Source organism: Microbulbifer regidiadema (SeqCode) (assembly GCF_052466995.1).
On sequence record NZ_CP174297.1, the window covers coordinates 3044540 to 3064260 of the forward strand.

The 19721-nt window shown below is 53.1% G+C and carries 18 protein-coding genes; 7 read left to right on the forward strand and 11 right to left on the reverse strand.

Annotated features, from left to right (window positions below):
* Window positions 1-7 precede the first annotated feature (7 nt).
* Window positions 8-1195, reverse strand: a complete 1188-nt coding sequence (locus ACJJIK_RS13250; RefSeq protein WP_444943014.1) for an imelysin family protein — start codon at window positions 1193-1195, stop codon at window positions 8-10.
* Between the two features lie 41 nt (window positions 1196-1236).
* Window positions 1237-1905 carry an HAD family hydrolase gene (locus ACJJIK_RS13255; RefSeq protein ID WP_444945066.1) on the reverse strand — a complete coding sequence of 223 codons (669 nt, stop codon included), beginning with the start codon at window positions 1903-1905 and terminating at the stop codon, window positions 1237-1239.
* 333 nt (window positions 1906-2238) lie between these two features.
* Between ACJJIK_RS13255 and ACJJIK_RS13260 the strand changes: the two genes are divergently transcribed.
* The 3 genes from ACJJIK_RS13260 (at window position 2239) to ACJJIK_RS13270 (ending at window position 6749) form a co-directional block, all read left to right on the forward strand.
* Window positions 2239-2745: an RNA pyrophosphohydrolase gene (locus ACJJIK_RS13260; RefSeq protein WP_444932350.1), complete on the forward strand. Its 507-nt coding sequence runs from the start codon at window positions 2239-2241 to the stop codon at window positions 2743-2745.
* 103 nt (window positions 2746-2848) lie between these two features.
* The gene (gene ptsP / locus ACJJIK_RS13265; protein ID WP_444928775.1) at window positions 2849-5101 is read left to right on the forward strand and encodes a phosphoenolpyruvate--protein phosphotransferase; all 2253 of its coding nucleotides are present in this window, start codon (window positions 2849-2851) and stop codon (window positions 5099-5101) included.
* A gap of 1222 nt (window positions 5102-6323) precedes the next feature.
* Entirely contained in the window at window positions 6324-6749 is a 426-nt protein-coding gene (locus tag ACJJIK_RS13270; protein WP_444928776.1) for a hypothetical protein, read from the forward strand.
* Window positions 6750-7673: 924 nt separating this feature from the next.
* Here ACJJIK_RS13270 and ACJJIK_RS13275 read toward each other — a convergent pair.
* A complete protein-coding gene (locus ACJJIK_RS13275) occupies window positions 7674-7901 on the reverse strand; it encodes a hypothetical protein (protein WP_444943015.1) in 228 nt (75 codons plus the stop codon).
* 232 nt (window positions 7902-8133) lie between these two features.
* Between ACJJIK_RS13275 and ACJJIK_RS13280 the strand changes: the two genes are divergently transcribed.
* From ACJJIK_RS13280 to ACJJIK_RS13295, 4 genes are all read left to right on the forward strand, one after another.
* Entirely contained in the window at window positions 8134-8589 is a 456-nt protein-coding gene (locus tag ACJJIK_RS13280) for a macro domain-containing protein (RefSeq protein ID WP_444928778.1), read from the forward strand.
* Between the two features lie 74 nt (window positions 8590-8663).
* Window positions 8664-9413 carry a tetratricopeptide repeat protein gene (locus ACJJIK_RS13285; protein ID WP_444943016.1) on the forward strand — a complete coding sequence of 250 codons (750 nt, stop codon included), beginning with the start codon at window positions 8664-8666 and terminating at the stop codon, window positions 9411-9413.
* Between the two features lie 83 nt (window positions 9414-9496).
* On the forward strand, window positions 9497-10063 hold the full coding sequence (locus tag ACJJIK_RS13290; protein WP_444943017.1) for a hypothetical protein: 567 nt from the start codon (window positions 9497-9499) through the stop codon (window positions 10061-10063).
* A gap of 79 nt (window positions 10064-10142) precedes the next feature.
* Window positions 10143-10505 (forward strand): lysozyme inhibitor LprI family protein, encoded by a 363-nt coding sequence (locus ACJJIK_RS13295; RefSeq protein ID WP_444943018.1) that lies wholly within the window; start codon window positions 10143-10145, stop codon window positions 10503-10505.
* A 594-nt stretch (window positions 10506-11099) separates the two neighbouring features.
* Here the strand turns inward: ACJJIK_RS13295 and gcvH are convergent.
* The 8 genes from gcvH to ACJJIK_RS13335 all read right to left on the reverse strand — a co-directional run bounded on the left by gcvH (window position 11100) and on the right by ACJJIK_RS13335 (window position 19601).
* The gene (gene gcvH / locus ACJJIK_RS13300; protein ID WP_444928782.1) at window positions 11100-11486 is read right to left on the reverse strand and encodes a glycine cleavage system protein GcvH; all 387 of its coding nucleotides are present in this window, start codon (window positions 11484-11486) and stop codon (window positions 11100-11102) included.
* Between the two features lie 54 nt (window positions 11487-11540).
* A complete protein-coding gene (gene gcvT, locus ACJJIK_RS13305; RefSeq protein ID WP_444928783.1) occupies window positions 11541-12629 on the reverse strand; it encodes a glycine cleavage system aminomethyltransferase GcvT in 1089 nt (362 codons plus the stop codon).
* A gap of 269 nt (window positions 12630-12898) precedes the next feature.
* Window positions 12899-14014, reverse strand: a complete 1116-nt coding sequence (locus ACJJIK_RS13310) for a CNNM domain-containing protein (RefSeq protein WP_444928784.1) — start codon at window positions 14012-14014, stop codon at window positions 12899-12901.
* A 5-nt stretch (window positions 14015-14019) separates the two neighbouring features.
* Window positions 14020-14961, reverse strand: coding sequence for a rhomboid family intramembrane serine protease (locus tag ACJJIK_RS13315; protein WP_444943019.1), 942 nt, complete (start codon window positions 14959-14961; stop codon window positions 14020-14022).
* A 142-nt stretch (window positions 14962-15103) separates the two neighbouring features.
* A complete protein-coding gene (locus ACJJIK_RS13320) occupies window positions 15104-16342 on the reverse strand; it encodes a UbiH/UbiF/VisC/COQ6 family ubiquinone biosynthesis hydroxylase (protein ID WP_444943020.1) in 1239 nt (412 codons plus the stop codon).
* A 49-nt stretch (window positions 16343-16391) separates the two neighbouring features.
* Complete coding sequence (locus ACJJIK_RS13325; RefSeq protein ID WP_444928787.1) at window positions 16392-17630, reverse strand: FAD-dependent monooxygenase; 1239 nt, start codon at window positions 17628-17630, stop codon at window positions 16392-16394.
* Window positions 17631-17694: 64 nt separating this feature from the next.
* Window positions 17695-19047 (reverse strand): aminopeptidase P N-terminal domain-containing protein, encoded by a 1353-nt coding sequence (locus tag ACJJIK_RS13330; protein ID WP_444943021.1) that lies wholly within the window; start codon window positions 19045-19047, stop codon window positions 17695-17697.
* Window positions 19047-19601, reverse strand: a complete 555-nt coding sequence (locus tag ACJJIK_RS13335; RefSeq protein ID WP_444943022.1) for a UPF0149 family protein — start codon at window positions 19599-19601, stop codon at window positions 19047-19049. Before ACJJIK_RS13335 ends, ACJJIK_RS13330 begins: the two co-directional genes overlap by 1 nt.
* Window positions 19602-19721: the final 120 nt, after the last annotated feature.

Sequence of the window (19721 nt, forward strand, 5' to 3'; positions counted from 1 at the left end):
CGTGGAACTATTCGCCATCCACCGGCAGGCTCACCGGCATCACATCCTGTTTCGGTACCGGCACCTGGGTGGTGCCCGCCATCAGTCCGGCGATACGCTCCAGCAGTTTGCGCGCCTGGGCCAATTGAGCCAACTCCGCCAGCTCGATCGGGTCCTCCATGCGCAACAGCAACCCCTCAAAGTCCACAAAAGCCTGCCTCAAAGCTGCCACTTGGTGCCGATCCAGCAACACCTCTGCCAAGCCACCACCACCAGTGGGAATCCAATTTGACTGTAGGGTAGCCATAATCGCCAATATCGCCTGTTTTGAATCGGCGGCACGGCTACTCTCCACATCGCTCTCGGAGCTCTCCGGCAATCTGCGCAACAGCTGCTCATCGATTACCCGGGTGTGCGCCGCGCGAATCTGCTGCAACCGGGCAACCGGCCCCAGGGATAGATAGGACTGCGACAGGCTGTTAGCCGCCGTCGGCCAGCGGCGGGCCAGCCACGCCATATCCTCCTCCACGCCTTTGGCGATCAGGCGAGTCAGCTCCCGGCGCCGATTGACCGCCAGGGCCTCGGGTTTTTCACCGCCGGATTCGGCCAAAAACTGCTCCGCCGCTCGCTCGCTGGTGGGGCCCCAGAGCATAATTTCCAGGGCGTGGAAACCGGTACTAGCCTCTTCATGCGCGGTCAGGCGGTGCTGTTTGCGCAGGTTCGCCAGGGTCAAATCAATCGCCGTATCGTTGACAATACCGCTCTCGGAGTAACCCGGCACCGTATCCAGGTAGCCCGCCTGCGCGGGCCAACTGTCCAGTGACAACAGCAGTTTGCGCCCCTGGCTGCGCAGCTCCCCCGGGGAGAAGGCCAGCTGTATATAAGGTAGGGCTGCGGCAAACTCCCTGTGCGCCTCCAACCAGGCGAGCCGGGCATTTTCCAATTTGTTGTCATTCGCCTGGACCAGGAGTCCATCCACTGCGCGTTGCAGGGTTTCAACAGCGGCGTGGGTGTGAGTCACCTGGGCCTCCCCCGCCTGCCAAATTGCCAGGGACAGCTCTGCTGCCGCCTGTTCGTTCACAGGCTGTGGGGCAACAACCGTTTGTGGCGGCGCCTGCTGTGGTTTTTCTACCGCTTTTTGCTCGCAGGCAGAAAGTCCGACCAGAGCCCCGACCAAACAAGCCAGAGCCCGGTACTGGATAATAGATCCGTTCACTCAATTCCCCATTTTGTGTATTTCACAAATACTGGTAGTGCCTATTCACTCTCTTCGCGCAAGCTGATCACCGGCCAACCGCGCACCTCGGCCTCTGCGCGCAGGCGGTCGTCCGGGTCCACCGCAACCGGGTGCTCGACCTCCCCCAGCAGGGGCAGATCATTGATGGAGTCGCTGTAGAACCACTTTTCACCCGGGTGGTACTCCGGATTCTGGGCCAGCCACTGGCGCAGGCGGAGCACTTTCCCGCCCTGATAACAGGGCTCACCGACCACCTTCCCGGTAAACTGCCCCTGCGCCTCCTCCGGCTCAGTGGCCAGCAGGGTATCGACACCGAGGCGCGCGGCTATGGGTTCAACCACAAAGCGGTTGGTAGCGGTGATAATCATGATGTGGTGGCCTTTGCGGCGGTGCTCGCCGATCAGCGCCTGGGCCCGAGGCAGCCACAACTCGCTGACGACCTCCTGCATAAACTCGCTCTGCAAATTATCCAGCTGGCCGCGCGAGAGCTGCGCCAGGGGTTCCAGGGCAAATTCCAGATAGGCAAAGATATCCAGTTCACCGCGCTGGTAGTCCTGATAAAAGCGGTCGTTCGCCGAGCGGTAACGGGCCCCGTCGACATGCTCGCGCTGCACCAGAAATTCGCCCCAGGCGTGATCGCTGTCGCCACCAATCAGCGTGTTATCCAGATCAAAAATTGCCAAGTGCACTGTCGACTCTCCCATAACTATAGGTTTCCCATAAGCGTTTGACCGCCAAGGCGCCTAAAACGCCTTCCCCGGTTGTCGCCGATTTTACCTTGCAGCGCACGACAGCACACGGACTGCGTCACTGAATTGCTGTAAATCCCCCGCTGTGGAACAATGCAGAGCAAGTAAGTGCAGCGCACGGCCGCACACAACAGTATTGAGGATGGTATTTTGGGCGACGGCAAGCCGGCACAGGCCGGTCGAAAGTACCGCCGTAAGCCCGCCAAGCATTCGAATCGCAATGATAAAGCCCCGGCCGGAAAAAACCGGGGCGCGAGTGGCGAGAGCAGCAATATCGATGCCGAGGGGTTTCGCCCCAATGTCGGTATTATTGTGCTCAACGCCCGCGGTCAGGCACTGTGGGCGCGGCGGGTCGGTGGCAAGGACGCCTGGCAGTTTCCCCAGGGGGGTATAAATCCAGGCGAAACCCCTGAACAGGCGCTATATAGGGAACTATACGAGGAAGTAGGCCTTACTCGCGATCAAGTCAGTATGATTGCCTGTACCCGGGGCTGGCTGCGCTATCGCCTGCCACAAAGGTTAATTCGACGCCGCTCCGAGCCGCTGTGCATCGGACAAAAGCAAAAGTGGTATCTGCTGAAACTCGAGGCAGATGAATCCTCTATCAGCTTCGACAATGGTTACAAACCTGAATTCGACCACTGGCGCTGGGTGAGTTACTGGCACCCACTGAGCAAGGTGGTGACCTTTAAGCGTGAAGTATACCGGCGCGCACTGACCGAGCTGGCCCCACAACAAATACAGCTGGAGAAACGCTGGCTGCGCGGACAGGAGCGCTGACCGCCAGAGTAGCCCCACATCTCCACCAAGCGGCCCCGGTCAGTATCGACTCACTTCTTTCCGGGACCTGAGAATTTCTCCGTTGATTGGCGAGGACAGGCCATTGCTCGGATCGCTGCGCAGTATCGTTCAGGAAGTAAACGCCGCCCGGAACCTTTCTGCGGTGCTGGAAATCATCGTGCATCGCGTGCGGGAAATTATGCACACCCGCGTGTGTTCCGTGTATCTGCGCGACAAGCAACACGGCAACTATGTCTTGATGGCCACCAATGGCCTCAACCCCAAAGCGGTGGGCCAGGTCCACCTGGCCCCCGGCGAGGGCCTGGTGGGCAATGTGGTCACCCGCGAGGAGCCTATCAATCTGGAGAGGGCCGAGTCCCACCCCGCCTTCCAGTATTTTCCCTCCACCGGAGAGGAGCGCTTCAGCGCCTTTCTCGGCACACCGATTATCCACCACCGCGCCGTCCTCGGTGTCCTGGTGGTCCAGCAGGAAGAGAAGCGCCGCTTTGACGAGTGGGAGGAAGCCTTTCTGGTCACCCTTTCGGCACAACTCGCCGGAGTTATCGCCCACGCCGAGGCCACCGGACTGCTCGCCAGTATCGGCCAGCAGCGGCGCGAAACCCACTTCTCCGGTATTGCCGCCTCCCCCGGTGTCGCAATTGGACGGGTGCATATCGTCATCCCGCAGGCCAATCTCAGCACCGTACCCTACTCCGAGTGCGAGGATATCGACACCGAGCTGGCCCTGTTTCAACAGGCCCTGGCGGCCGCGCAGGAGGAGATTCGCGAGGTCGGTGAGCGCCTGAAGAGCGACCTCAGCCCCGAGGAGCGGGCTCTATTCGATGCCTATATCAGCATGTTGGATGACAGCTCTCTGGCCGTCGAAGTGTGCGATCGTATCCAACAACAGCTCAGTGCCCAGCGGGCCTGGGCCGAGGTGATGCTGGAGCATGTGCGACGTTTTGAGGCCATGTCCGACTCCTACTTTCGCGACCGGGCTGCCGATGTCCGCGATCTGGGCGCCCGCGTGCTGGTACACCTGCGGCAGCAGCAGCAGGTCGACCGGGATTTCCCCGATAACACCATCCTTATCGGCGAGGAACTGACTGCAGCGGTACTGGCCGAAGTGCCGCGGGAAAAGCTGATCGGTGCCGTCTCGGTGAAGGGCTCCTCCAACAGCCACGTGGCCATTATTGCCCGCGCCATGGGCCTGCCCGCCGTGATGGGGGTCCAGGACCTGCCCTACGAAACCATCGACGGCGTGGATATGGTCGTCGATGGCTACCGCGGTGATTTACATATTCACCCCGGCGCAGAACTCAAGCGCCGCTACGACGATATTGTCGCCGAAGAGCAGCAACTGGCCCGCAACCTGGACCACCTGGCGCAGCTCCCGGCAGTCACCTCCGACGGCCACCGTATTCGCCTGATGGTTAATACCGGGCTGATGGCCGACGTCGTGCGCTCCCTGGAGCGCGGCGCCGAGGGGGTGGGACTGTTCCGCACCGAGGTCCCCTTTCTCCTGCGAGACCGCTTCCCCTCCGAGGAAGAACAGCGGGAAATTTACCGGGAGCAACTGGGCGCTTTTGCCCCGCTGCCGGTGACCATGCGTACCCTGGATATCGGCGGCGATAAAGCACTGGCCTATTTCCCTATCGAAGAGACCAATCCCTTTCTGGGATGGCGCGGTATTCGCGTAACTCTCGACCACCCGGAGATATTCCTGGCGCAGGTGCGCGCCATGATGAAAGCCAGCCTAGGGCTCAATAACCTGCGGATTATGCTGCCCATGATCAGCGGCCTCAACGAACTCGAAGCCGCTCGCAAACTGCTTGAGAGGGCCTACCGGGAATTACTGGAAGAGGGCTACGAAATTGTGATGCCCCCGCTCGGAGTGATGGTAGAGGTCCCCTCGGCGATCTATCAGGTGCGGGAGCTCGCTGCATACGCGAATTTTATTTCTGTGGGCAGCAACGATTTGACTCAATACCTGCTGGCGGTGGATCGCAACAACAGCCGGGTGGCGAATATTTACCACGCCCTGCACCCGGCGGTCCTGCGCGCCCTACAGGAAATAGTCAGCGCCGCACACGCTGTCGATACCGAGGTGGGGATTTGCGGGGAGCTGGCTGGCGAGCCCAGCGGCGCACTGCTATTAGTCGCCATGGGCTACGATATGCTGTCGATGAATGCCACCAATTTACTGCGGATAAAAGCTACGCTGCGCGCGGTCAGCCGGGCCGATATTGAACAGCTGTTGCAGCGGGTCCTACAAATGCACAGCCCCGAGCAGATCGAAGCTGCGGTGAAGGAGTTTCTCAATGAGGCGGGGTTGAAGGTGTCTTTACAGCCGTAGGGGATTTGGTCAGCTAATGGCTTTGGGGAGCCCGGTATTCCCGTTTTATTGGTACGATCATTCTGAATATTCAGTTCTTTGCTGCACTTTTGGTATTTTTGTTGTATTCCAAATTTGGTGGTAGCTCTATGGAACTCACGGGGTTTACAATTATGCAGCTACCCCCCTATTTGATAGCTACTAATTATTTGTTTACTTTTGTTGGAGCCAGGAACATAGCACCAATAATACTCAACAATCACAGGCACACCACTTCGACTGACCGTACTGCGGGCGTCATATAAACAAATCAGCAAAGCCTAAACACTCAAGGAATACAAGAAAAGTAATATTGTGAGAAAAAGATACTTATTCCTAGCATGGGTTATAATATGGATACCAATCAGCCGGTTATTTCCTACTCAAAGCCACTTTCCCATTGGCCCTTTCTTTTCACCACTCACTTGCTTTTTTACAATTTTTTCAGAAGGAACAGCGGTTAATTTCGAATTTGATTTGAAGCACATCTACTTTCCCTCCTTGTTCTTTTGGATCACTGGATTCACTTTTATCTACGGAATAAACTATATTTTAAAAATATTTCAAAAATAAAATATGACGACCACACCAAGCTAACAACCAAAGCTCTTCCTTTGGCAGAATTATCGGATTAAATATTTAGCTTAACAACTCTCACTTGCCGCTTATATTTATAACTGAAGAAGGTGACCCGAAGCGGACTATAAAATTTAAAAATGGCTATCGGTTTAACTTTAGCGAGATAGATTTTAAAATCGAGCAAAAATGTAAATTAGGTGGCAGGAAATTTAGAGGGTGCAAATAATCCTGCGCAGCGATTCTTACTAGTAAATCATTGGTAGTCAGCGAGCCTCTCATCAAATTCAGATTATGCTGCGGGTGTAATACTTGTTGGGATAAATGACAATTTCAGGGCTTAAGTATACAACCACAACCCCCTAGACACCCATAGACTTAAAAGCACAAGATGGTATAGAATTTAAGGTTCGATAGTGTATAGATAACCGCTCCTTAAGAAGGCCGACCATCTGACAAGAAAATACCTTTAGAAATATAGAAAACCTTAACAAACCACAAGAAGCAACCCAGGCGCTTCATTAACATTCAAATAATCCCGTGATGCTTAAATCAAGAAAAAATCACTCAGCATCACCTGTAGCTCTACCAAGTATTAGACCTCCGTATGTCACACAAGGAAATAGAAGTGGGAAAAACAATATATAGCGCACCTGAATCCGAACTAGAATCAGCGAAATCAACTAAGGTTTTATCTCCCTCAGAAAAACTAGCGGAATCGCGGCGACAAATGGAAGAATCCAATGCAATCCAAACTTTAAATTTTATATGGGGATTAAGGCTTATCCTTAATATTATTGCTATTCTATTCATTACAGTTGGGGCAATCACATCTTACAATATTAAACCAACAACTGCTGTAGTAGCTCTTAGCTTTACCATTTTATTTTGCGGGACTGAAATATTTTGCATTATCGGTTATTTTCGGAGAAAAGCCTGGTGTCAAGTCCCGCTTCATATATTTTCAGCATTTTCCTTATTCAACCTACCGCTTGGAACTATCTTATCGATATTGCATTATTTTAAGATGCCAAAAGTTAGATTTGATCAGTAGCGGGGCACACTCTTTCCTATATTCACATTTCGCAGCCTCCAAGCTCAGTAGTAGTTAGGGGGCCTCTGAACAACGCCGTAATACTTCTGCGGGTCTTGAAGGCTACAGATGTTAGGCGCAGTTCGCCGCGAATGGCCCTAGTCCTTTGCAAGAGCTGCAACGCAGCAGCTGTGGCCTTCAAGGCCCGCCCTTCGAGGCTCGCAGAGCGATTCACACTCCGCGTTGCGACTTATTGAAAGGTCTAGACATTCCTGCGAAGCCGCGCCTTGATTGTGAACCGCCCTGTAAGCCAGAGGCATCACGGAGTTTTTCAGAGGCTCCTTAGGTATAAAAACATGAAACACCCAGAAATTAAGTATTGGGACTGTATAGAATACGATCTAATTGATGACTGAAAAGCAAATGATACTTTTGAAGTGGATATTTGGTGCAACCTATCAATTGGTGTGCAGGGAGAGGATGGCTCCGATAATTTTGGAGCTCAAATTATTACTCAAGCTCTGGTTTCATGGTTAATTGATTACAATCATGTGCTTGTAATTTCCCACTCGAAAACTGGCAACAGATATTAAGTAAAATTAATACAAAGATAGCTAGCTGCACCGGTATAAACTGTCCGGAAATAAGTTCTCAGCTAGCCCATATATTTAAATGGGAATATGGAGGAGTAAATTAATATAAACTTACAAGGGTTCTAATCGGTTCTTTACCCTTTTTCCCTATCCTCGAAAGGAAAATATTTATTTATCGCCAGGAGCAGCTCTTTAACTGTTACATACCCCTGAACATGAGACATATAGTCAGGCCAGCCAGTATCTGGGCTCCACTTTATTATATTGTATTCAACAGGAGTTGATACCAGAACATACTGGTCTTTAGGTGGCTCCCCAAAGCTCCAGTTGAACCCCTCTGCATCACCCTCTTCTACTTTTTTTCTGGTGCGTTTTTTCCTGTAAGAGCCTCCAAAGCCTCATACAACCGTATATAGGCTATGACCGATCCAGCATAACTATCATCTGACGGGCTCCAGTACAGCCCCTCCGCAGGGTCACTGGCAAGAAACGAGATGTCATAAACCATTGCATTAGGGTACTCCACTGCAACAGCATAATATCCACCAGAGGACTCTGGCTTTCCTCTTTTCCACTTCATTCTTTTGACTCCTGATTGCATAAGACTCCTAAAAATTATCAGTTCGTAACTCTAAATAATCAACCCAAACTATATTTTTTCTATGAAAGTTGAAATTACTTCACTCTACTAAAGCCTCTATTAGATCAATAGTGCCAACTACCTTTCTTTATTTTTAAGCGAAGGCTTTGAATGGGCTTAAAACCTGTGTATAAACACAGGCAAAGCGATACAACTTAAAAGGAAATCGAAAGTGAAGGAAATTGAAGGTAACTTAATCCAGTTAGCCATTGACGGGGCGTTTGATGTCATTATTCACGGCTGCAACTGTCAATGCCAAATGGGCAAAGGTATCGCTTTGACCATTAAAAGGCTTTTTCCTGAGGCGTACCAAGCTGATTTAACCACTAAAAAAGGAGCAAAAGAAAAATTAGGCTCATATTCAAGTGCCGAGATAACGAGGCTAGACTCAACTTTTACCATCGTCAATGCTTATACCCAGCTCCACTGGAGAGGCAAGGGCGTTAAGGCTGATTATAACGCGATTCAGCAGATCTTTGAGAAAATCAAACAGGATTTTTCCGGAAAACGGATTGGCTACCCATTGATTGGAGCGGGCTTAGCTGGCGGTGACTGGGAAATAATCTCAAACATTATAAAAAAAGCACTTGCAGGAGAGGATCACACCCTTGTTAAATTTAAACCATAAAAATGGCACCACCTCATTCACCTCCCTCAGATCAACACATCAGCTCTAGAGAGAAGCCATCTTTTAGGGTAAAAATGATAAAGTTATTAAGCTATTTTTTCACTGTATTTTCTGCTTCAACTGCGCTTGGATTAGAGACTTATATTTATCCGCCCACCATAGACATTAATATTAATTGCAGCATAGACAGTAAAATCATTGATGATATAGAGACCTACTATTCAGATACAGATTTGCGCCATTCAGGTTCGGCTTCAGCCCAGGCGGTGGACCTCAATGGAGATGGTGCCTGTGAAATCCTGCTAACGCCACCACCGGCCCATGTTGATAGGGGGCATGAGTTCACCATCGTATTAATGGCTAACAAGAACTCTTACCAGCCGGCTGGAGAAATTTCATGGGGAACTAATTCGTGGCGGTATGGTAAATTCAAAAATGGGTATCCAAGGATATTAGTTGCAACCTATACCGGGCATAGAACCAACCCTATTTATGTTACCGATGTTTACTCCTTCGATGGCAAAACTTATGTAAAAGAATTTGATTCTCAGTATAGTCACGGCCAATTTATGGATTTAGGACTTAAAGCCTACCAAAATAAAAACTATAAACTGGCGGAAAGATGGTATTTAAATGCATACCGCATGCACAGGGAAGAGAACTTAAGCGACGCCAACAATCTAGCACTTGTCTATATTCGTCAGAATAGATGTACTGAGGCGGTAGATTTGCTCACCAAGCACTTAGATCTACCGAATAATACGAAAAGACAGATCAAGTCAGCGGAATTTAATATTGGATTGTGTCAAAAGACTAACAAATAATAAACCACCTTCGGCTAAAGTTATTATTTTTCTCAGACTCTATGCCAACTCCAAATCTCAAGGTTAGTTATTCAGGAGAAATCGTGCTGCTTGAAGATAGAATGCCCGAAGCAGAAGTGACCCTAAGGCTTGCTATGTTTTTAATCAACAATGCATACACCTCTAAGGACGTCATTTGTGCAGTTGATGGAGCCCAGGTTCAAGTTGGGGAAAATATTATCTTCCCAATTATAGACTTTTTATCAGCCAACGGCTGGCACAGATCTAAAAATAAGGATGCCTGGCAAGGTGCCTACGTAAACAATAAATATCCACAAAAAATAGTCATACATTCAGCCGCTGGTGAAGGAGACCTAGTTTCAGAACTAAAGAATGGTTGCAGATTAAGAGTGGAGTCTAAAAAAGGGCCATTAATAGCGAAGCGCAACTCCCAGGAGTACCCCTTAGTCAGGGAGGCTATTGGTCAGCTAATGACCGCAGAGCATGTGCGAGATAGTGATATTCTTGCAGTAGCAATACCGGAGTCCGAAAAGTTTATCAGCTTGGCAAAACAATGGAGAACTAGACCACTAATGAAACAGGTCGGCATCCACATTATTACCATTAATCGATCCAATAAAATTACGGGGCTTGAAAGCTTTGGCCTATAAAAAGACATAAACTAAAGGGTGGGAGCAACACCCTTATAGTTCCAGCCCCACCATTTCGGGCGCTAGCTTAACATTGAAAATGGAAGAACGTACAAAGATAGCCTTATTGACACTGCTGTGTTTTTCACCCAAAAATTACGCCATAAATTTTGAGTATAAATCAGTAAGCGACTTCAACGAACTTTCATCATTTGAAAATAACTATGACACTTATATTCAAGATTGTCTAGATAACACTGGCGGAGGAACTAGAAGTATCCCATGCTTAATTACGCCTAACTTATGGGACCGAGAGTTAAATATTTACTATTCAAAGTTGAGAGAAATGTTGAGCGATGAGGAGAAAAGCCTACTAAAACAGTCTCAGTTAGCATGGCTAAAATGTAGAGATAAAACTCTAGAACTTAACGATACCTTAATAGATACCACATATCCATGTTAAGGCTCTATGTTTCAATTAGCGCGTAGCGGCGATGCCGCTGATACTAAAAACGAGGGCTGAGACCATTGAACAGGAACGCTCTCAGTGATTGTTTATTACAAACAATAAATATACAACAAAGAACCAACAGCCCCTCTATGGAGCTACCGCTTTACTCAATGTAGCTAACACAGGGAACCATGTAAAAGATCAGTGCGGAAGAGTGGCAGTTAGCAGGATTATTCGAGCAGGAGCCCAAAAGACAAGGGCTTGATGCTGTATGGTCGTTCGATGATTCCGTATATACGCTAATTCACGGCAATATAACATTTACCTGTGCCATTCACCCGTATCATAAAGATGTGCGCCTAATATTATGGTCGGGGGGCGGAAATATTTATGAATATTCTGCGGCCGGAGTTCAGGATATCCAAGTACAAGACGATGCGCTCTATATCAAGATAAATCGGAACGAAACTATTATCGTTATGATTAGGCCAGTTTTAAAAATTCAGCTCAAGGTTAACCTTGAGAAAAATTCAGGATAAATAAAAAAGGCTGTAGGTAATCCCCACAGCCTTTTTTATCAATAGGCGTTTCAGCCCATGCGCTCTATCAGTCTTCAGACTCGGAGCGATAGGCGTCTGCGTCCAGCATATTCTCCAGTTCGCTCACGTCGGACGGCTTGATGCGGAAGAACCAGCCATCGTCGTAAGGGGAGGAGTTTACGGTTTCTGGAGCATCTTCCAGAGATTCGTTCACCGCGACCACTTCACCGGAAACCGGGGAGTAGATATCGCTGGCCGCTTTCACGGACTCAACCACACCGGCCTCATCGCCAGCAGCCAGGGTGCTGCCCACTTCTGGCGTCTCAACGTATACCACGTCACCCAGGGCGTCCTGTGCGTGATCGCTGATGCCGATAGTCACAGTGCCGTCCTCTTCCAGGCGTGCCCACTCGTGGCTGGAGAGGTATTTCAATTCATTGCGGATTTCGCTCATGCTGTTATCCCTTGATAAGCATCTAAGTTTATTGCGTACACCTCGGGGCGACGCTTAAATAACTGACTTGCCGTTGCGTACGAAGCAGGGCTTAACCACTTTGACGGGTTGCAGTTTTTTGCGGATTTCCACCTGTGCGGTATCGCCAACACTCACGGGAACTCTCGCCAAAGCGATAGAGTGGCCCAGTGTGGGCGAGAAGGTGCCGCTGGTAATAATACCCCGGTCGTCACTGCCGTCTACCACGACCGGCTGACCTGCGCGCAATACACCGCGCTCTTCCAGTACCAGGCCCACCAATTTGTGTTTAACTCCATCGGCCTTTTCCTGCTCGAGGATCTCGCGGCCGATAAAGTTGCGGCTCTCCGGTGCCCAGGCAACGGTCCAGGCCATATTGGCAGCCAGTGGCGAGGTATCGTCGTCCATCTCGTGCCCATAGAGGTTCATTCCCGCCTCCAGGCGCAGGGTATCGCGAGCACCCAGTCCACTGGGAGCCACACCTGCCTCGGCCAGGGCGCGCCAGAAACCACTGGCGTCCTCTTGCGGCAACATAATTTCCAGGCCGTCTTCACCGGTATAACCGGTGCGCGCGACAAACCAGCCACCTCGGGCAACGCTCTGGAAAACTTTCAGCGCATCGATCGCGGCGGTCCACTCAATACCCAAAACCTCTTTGGTTTTCTCAATGGCATTGGGGCCCTGAATCGCAATCATCGCTACATCCGGGCATTCGCTCAGGGTCACGTCGAAGGATTCTGCCTGCTTGCGCATCCACGCCAGATCTTTCTCGCGAGTTGCACAGTTAACCACCACCCGATAGCCCGGGTCGCGCAGGTAGACGATCAGGTCGTCAATGACTCCGCCCTGCTCATTGAGCATGCCGGTGTAGAGGGCCTTGCCCGGGTTGCCATCCAGCTTGGCCACATCATTGGCCAGCAGGTAGCGCAGGTAATCGCGGGCACCGGCGCCATCGACGTCGACCACGGTCATATGGGAGACATCGAACATCCCCGCATCGGTGCGCACCTTATTGTGCTCATCCAGCTGAGAGCCGTAGTGCAGTGGCATGTCCCATCCACCGAAATCCACCATTTTGCCGCCCATAGCGACATGTGTGTCATACAGAGACGTTCTATTTCCCATTTTTAAAATCTCAGTCCGTCAGGTTCCGAAGCGGCGTATTCTAGCGGCTTGGGCACTGGCCTTGCCAGCGGGGCAAGCACAGCAATATATATGCTCTGCAAGCCTAGCAGGCATCGATAGTAAAACCTGTCCAGATTCACACAGGCCGTCAAAGATTCCGCTGAGACTTAACCCGGCAGTCATTTACCTGCGCGAATGGCGCATTGCTGCCTGTCTCCCGCGTTCGCCCAGAATACATCTGGGCATTTTTTAACCCGCTGAAGGTTTCCTCAGTCGCTGTCGCGATCGCGCCCCTGGCTCGCCCCTTCTGTGTCCTCGCTGGCTCTTGCGGATTCATCCACTTTGAGGCCGTACTTCTTCGATCTCCAGCGCCACAAGCGCTTGGCCAGCTCTTGGCGATCGGGAGTTTTATCTGCCTCATCGACAATTTCTTCGCCGAGCAGGGTCTCCAGCAAGTCTTCCAGAGTCACCAGGCCTTCCAAGCTACCGTACTCATCCATAACCGCACTGATCTGCACGCGGCGGGACAACATTTTCTGGAACGCTTGGTAAATCGTGGCCGTTTCCGGCAGGATCAACATTTCACGACGAAATTCGGCCAGTGATTTTTGGTGTTCACCCTTGGCATAGGCCAGCAGCAGCTCCTGTCGCAAGACAAAACCCACGACACAATCGGGATCGCGATTTTCATACACCGGGATGCGGGAAAAGCGCCCTTTCTCCGCGTCCTCGTAGGCCTCTTCCACACTGATATCCTGCGGTAGAGAGAAAACCACGGTGCGCGGGGTCATCACTTCGCGCACGGAGTGATCGCGCAGGGTAAAGAACAGGTTGCGCAGGATGCTGGACTCCCGCTGCTCCAATTGCCCTTCCGCCTCGCCAATCTCCGCCATAATGGCGAATTCATCGCGGCTGAAGCCGGTCAGCGTCGGGCCGTGGGACAGGCCTTTGGTCAACCACTCGGACATTTTTACAAACGGGTGTAATAGCCATACCAGGCCGCGCAGGACATAGGCGGTGCCGGGGGCCAGCTGGCGCCAGTACACCGCGCCCAGGGTCTTGGGGATAATTTCAGAAAAGATCAGGATCAACAGCGTCAGGATCGCAGAGGCAATCCCCAGGTATTCATTGCCAAAAACCGCTGCGGCCTGGGCCCCCGCACCCGCAGCGCCGGCTGTGTGCGCGATGGTATTCAGGGTGAGAATTGCAGCCAGGGGGGCATTGATATCCGACTTCAATTTGCGCAGCAGTGGGCCCGCTTTATGTCCCTCCCGCTCCATCAGCCGCACGTATGGCGTGGTCACACTGAGGATCACCGATTCGGCGATAGAGCACAGAAAGGAAAAGCCGAGGGCAATAAAGATATAGGTAATCAGTAAAATCATATAACTTAGGTTGAAGCGGGATAAGAGTTAAATTTTCGCGCACCACCGGCAGCGCAGTAAACCAGTGCAACCAAAAGGCCGGCAACAAAGCCTCCAAAGTGCGCGGCATTGGCGATACGAATTCCAATCAGGTAGTTAATCACCCCAAGAGTGCACAATATCATCCACGCTGTCATCAGAGTAATCATACCCGGGGGAATATCTCTCCACGCCGGCTGCCAGCGCTGCATTACCAAAGCAAACCCGACCAGGGTATATACAACACCGGACATCCCAGCGAAAACTGCCTCGGGCCTCCAGGCGTACTGGGATAAATTGGCAGCCACCCCACCGAGCAACACCAAAGCACAGTAAATAAGCGGCCCTCCGCGCGCCTCTAGCGAGCGCCCGAATACCCAGATAGCCAGGGCATTAAACAGGGCGTGCTGAAAAGAGAAGTTGATAATCGCGGGGGTCCACAATCGCCAAAACTCTCCGTTCTGCAAATGCCACATAAGTGACGACTGGGAAAAATTTTGACCGCTATTACTATCTGGATATATTAAAAATGCATCAGATAAATTATTCGCATGTAAAAACCAACCGAAAAAACACAGCGCGATCAGTAGTAGGCTGATCGGTGTTTTATCTAGTGGAAACGTGGGAATCAATGGGGGCCTAGCCAACGCCTCCTCTCCTTGTGCTTGCTCCTCTTCACTGTGTAAATCGTCACCCGCCGCCGGCTCCGCCCTGTTGAGCTGGACTTTATCCAGATCCACTAATCCCCGCTCCCAGTCCTCCAGCAGAGGGGTTATGAATTTGGCTATGCAGGGCTCTGTTGTCAGTAAGGCTTGCTGATTTTCCTCCTCAGCAATTCTCAAAGGTAACTGGTAACGCTGTATTAGGCGAAAAAGCGCGCTGAGATCCCTTGATATAGGAAAAGAGTAAACCGTAATCCACTGACTCAATTGAAATTAACCTTTTTAACCGACGACAAGGCTTTATACCCCACCACCCCAGGGAAAAAAGCCTCTGAATAAACAGGTAAGCACTCGCTATTGCTCTGACCGCTCACTGGACGTTTTATCCCAATTCACTGTGCAGAGATTTTTAAACCGCCATAGCTCGCATAATAATTCGTTTCTTTAACATGGGGCTGGCATCCACCATGCTCAAGCCGGTATTGCGCAGCCAGCGCCAGTGCACATCGCCGGCCCCAAACAGGGACTTAAAGGCACTCATCGCTTTCATAGTGGCGGCATTGTCGCCGCGACGGCGGCGCTCGTAGCGAGCCAAAACCGAGGGGTGCGAGGGTTCCAGGCCTCGCGCCAGGGCGCGATCTATTTCATCCACCAGCACCCGCACATCTTGCAGCCCCAAGTTGACGCCCTGGCCCGCCAGGGGGTGGATACTGTGGGCCGCATCGCCCACTAAGACGGCGCCGGGGCCGCAATAGCGCTCCGCATGACGCGCGCGTAGAGGGAAAGAGAAGCGCTCGCTCACAGATTCAACCACCCCCAGGCGGCGCTCTAAGGCTTGCTGCAAACTCAGGGCAAAGGCCTGGTCATCCAGCATTAATAGTTCCTGCGCCAGATCTTTATCTGCAGACCAAACCACGGCACAGTGATTGTCATCCCCCAGTCCGGCCAGAGGTAAAAATGCCAGCGGGCCGGTTTGTAAAAAGCGCTGCCAGGCGGTGTGGCGGTGCGACTTTTCACAGCGCGCCACGCACACCAGTGCGGTTTGATGGTAATCGGTATCCTGGGAGCGAATATGCAACAAATCGCGCACTTTCGAGCGGGCGCCATCGGCACCGATTAACAGGCGCGTGCGCACGGTTTCGGGTTGTTCGCGCAGGTCTTCCTCTTCATTTAAGCGCTCGTCACCGCGAGGCTGTAAATGCCAGAGACCACAGTCGCGCCACCAGCTCTCCAGGCGAAAGCCATTAACCAATTCTACGTTGGGCAGCGCTTCCAGCCGCGCTCGCAAAGCGGCGACAATGACATTGTTTTCAACAATATGCCCGAGGTTGGGCAGCTGCACATCGCGGCTGTTAAAGCTGACCGATCCGGTGCCATCCGCATCCCAAACGCGCATTTCCACATAGGGGCAGGCGCGGCGGCCGGCGATAGCCTCCCAGGCGCCCACCTCTTCGAGCAGCTCGCGGGAGGCCTGGGTTAGGGCCACCACGCGGGGTTCATACTGCTGCGATAATTGCGGCGCTGTCTCGTGGGATGCCTCCAGCAGGGCCAGACGCATACCCGGGTATCGAACCGCCAGCAGTGCCGCCTGGGCCATACCCACCATGCCCGCACCCACGATGGCAAAATCCAAACGATGTCTGTTCATAAAAGCCCATTCCGCTGAAGTGGCAGCAGTCGTCCCCGACCCTGCACCGTTAAAGCCCAAATCCCGCCGCCTGGCTGACAAACTCCCGGCGCAGCGGCGGGACCATTGTAAGACCGAGCATTCCCAACTGGCGAATTCCCTGCTGCAACCAGCCGGAGGAGGAGAACAGTGTGGGGATACGATCACTGAAGCCAATAGTCAAACGCTGGTCCAACTGGCGCGACTCCGCGTATTGCCGCAAAAAGTCCAGCCGCTCGGGCAGTGTATCCGGCGATACCGTCGACAGCGCCTGCGCCAGGCCGTAACAGTCCCGCAACGTCAGGTTAAACCCCTGGCCCGCGACCGGGTGTAAAAAGTGGGCGCAGTTGCCCATCAGCACCAGATTGCGCCGCCACTGCTCCCGGGCGAGGGACAAACTCAGTGGATACCCCTGTACAGATCCCACCCTGGCAAAGCGCCCGGCGCGCCAGCCAAATACCCGTTGCAGTTTTTCCAGGCGCTCACTCTCGGACATTGCACTGACCGCTTCAGCCTCACCCTCGGCACAGGCCCACACCAGTGCTGCGCGGTGCTGGCCCTCTCTGTCCGGCAGCGGTAAAAGTGCCATGGGTCCCAGGCGGGTAAAGCGTTCGTAAGCCACCCCCCGGTGGGGCTGTTGTAGGCCGACTGTCGCGACCAGGGCTCTCTGCGGGTACTTAACCGAGCTAATTTCTATCCCCAGCTGGCGGCACAGCGGCGAGTTCACCCCGTCGGCAACCACCAGTAGCCCGCAGGACAACGCCTGCTCGGGGGCATTTTCAGCGCCTCGCCACAGCAGGTTTGCCCCTGCAGAGGTCATGGTAATGTCAGTCACCTGCGCCGGCGCCAATAATTGGGTGGCAGTGCCGCTCAGGGCACTGTGGAGAATCGGACCCAGCGCTGCATTTTCTATTACGGCGCCCAGCATGCCGGCAAAATTCACCTCCCGTCCTTCGCGTGCCGAGAGGGAGGCGCCAAAGGCATGGCCCCGATCGCTCACATGGATACGTTCGATGGGCGCACTGTAGGCCTGTAGGGCGGGCCAGAGCCCCAGCTCTGCAAACAGCTGCAAACTGCCTGCGGCAATTGCCGTGGCCCGCGTATCAAAACTCGGCAGCTGAATGCTGGCTGCGGCATCCGGCAGCGCCCTCTGCTCCAGAAGCGCCACACTGAGCTGCGGACAAAAATGTGCCAACATCAATGCCAGGCTGGCCCCCGCCATACCGCCACCGACAATAGCTACATCCACTTTACGCGCCGGCTCACCCATCCCAATTCCCCCTATGATTATTCGGCATGGTGATAATAATGGCCGAACAATCCAACAATCACTTCTAACGGGTCAGTAAATCGCGCCCGTGAAGCATGGTGTATTCAATATCTTCAATCGTTTTCGGAGCCGCCGCTGAGAGGATCTGTGGCCCCTTGTGAGTGAGCGCAACATCGTCCTCGATACGAATTCCGATCCCGCGAAATTCTGCGGGAATACTCTCATCGTCCTCCGGGATATAAATACCGGGCTCGATCGTCATTACCATACCAGCTTCCAACTGGCGCCAAGCGCCGTGGACGCGATAATCACCCACATCGTGCACATCCATACCGAGCCAGTGGCCCACCCGGTGCATATAAAAGCGCTGGTAGGCGCCGGATTCAATCAGTCCCTGGATATCGCCTCGCAGCAGTCCCAGATCCACCAGCCCCCGGGTGATGGTCTCGACACTGGCGGCGTGGGGATGGTCCCAGTGATTGCCCACGGCAACCTGTTCGATCGCCGCTTGTTGGGCGGCCAGTACAATGTCGTAAAGTGCGCGCTGCGGCCCGCTAAATACCCCGTTGACCGGGTAGGTGCGGGTAATATCAGCGACATAGCCCCGGTACTCACAGCCAGCGTCCACCAATACCATATCCCCGTCGCGCAGTGGTGCGTGGTTGCTACAGTAGTGCATAACCAGCGCATTGCGCCCTCCCCCAACGATGGTGGGATAGGCGATTTCACGGGCTCCGGAATCCACAAAAGTATGCAGGAGGGCGGCCTCCAACTGGTATTCGTAGAGGCCCGGCTGACAGCGGGTCATGGCGCGGCAATGGGCCTCGGCGCTGATTTTTGCCGCCTGCGCCATCAGGCGTATTTCCTGTGCCGACTTGAACAGGCGCAGCTCGCGCAACTGGTAATCGAGATCTACCATCTCCGGTGCCCTGCCCGCCCCCGGCGCCATGGCTATCCGCTCCAAATAGTTGCGGAGACGCCGGTCCAGATGGGCATAGCGCCCCATGGGGAAGTAGACCCGCTCGCGCCCCTCCAGCAGCCCCGGCAAAATATCATCCAGGTCGCCGATGGGAAATGCATCGCTCAGTCCGCACTGTTGCACCGCACACTCAGGGCCCAGGCGCGGACCGTCCCACCTCTCTTTCTCCGGGTCGCGCTCGCGACAGAATAACAGCGCCTCTCCCTGCGCCCGCCCCGGCACCAGGACCAGCAGTGCCTCGGGCTCATCAAACCCGGTGAGATATAAAAAATCACTGTCCTGGCGAAACGGGAAAAAAGTGTCCCGGGAGCGCAACTGCTCCCCGGCGGATGACACAATTGCCAAGCTGCCCGCAGGCAGCTCTGCCATCAGGCGCTCGCGTCGGCGGGTGTATTCAGATCGACTGATACCCGCTGTAGTTGTCGAGTTCTCTGCCATCAGTGAATAGTGCGCTCGCTGTCGGATGACTTGCCCTTTACCTCGGTAAATATATTGAGTACGGCAACTCGTACGTACTCCTGTAATTCCAATAGTTGCTGCTCTGTCTCCTCGCCCTCTTCAACCTGTTCGGCATCCAACTGGGCGATGGCACTGATATCTTTGAGTGCCTCATCGCTGGTGGGCAGCAATTTTTCCCGGGCGCCGCCGACGCCAAAGCCGTGCAGAAATCCATCGCACCAGTGGCCCAGCGCCAGCGCGCGGGAGATCACATCTTCGTCATCGCACAGCACCAATTGAAAATCGAAATTGGAACCGTCGAGTTGTTTGTGGCTCTCTTTCGCCAGCTGAAAAAAATCCCGGTTGAGATCTGCCGGCACCGCCTCCACATCCAGTAGTCTGGCCAGCTCATTTTGCCAGCGCTGTTTGTCCGGGCGCTCACCCGCCGCCAGGATACCGCAGATAAAACCGTGCAATTCACTGGGGTCAGCCTGCCCCCCGGCAGAGAGAATGGCGTTGGCGAGAAGTTCAAATCGGCTTGCGTCAGAAGTCATGGTTACCGTACAGCTTTTCGTGAATTGGGCTTTCAATCCGGTACGAAACCGGGAAATTGAGGTATTAAGAGACAATTTTGTGATTGTCCGCGCAGGTGCAGCGATTGACCCACCAATACG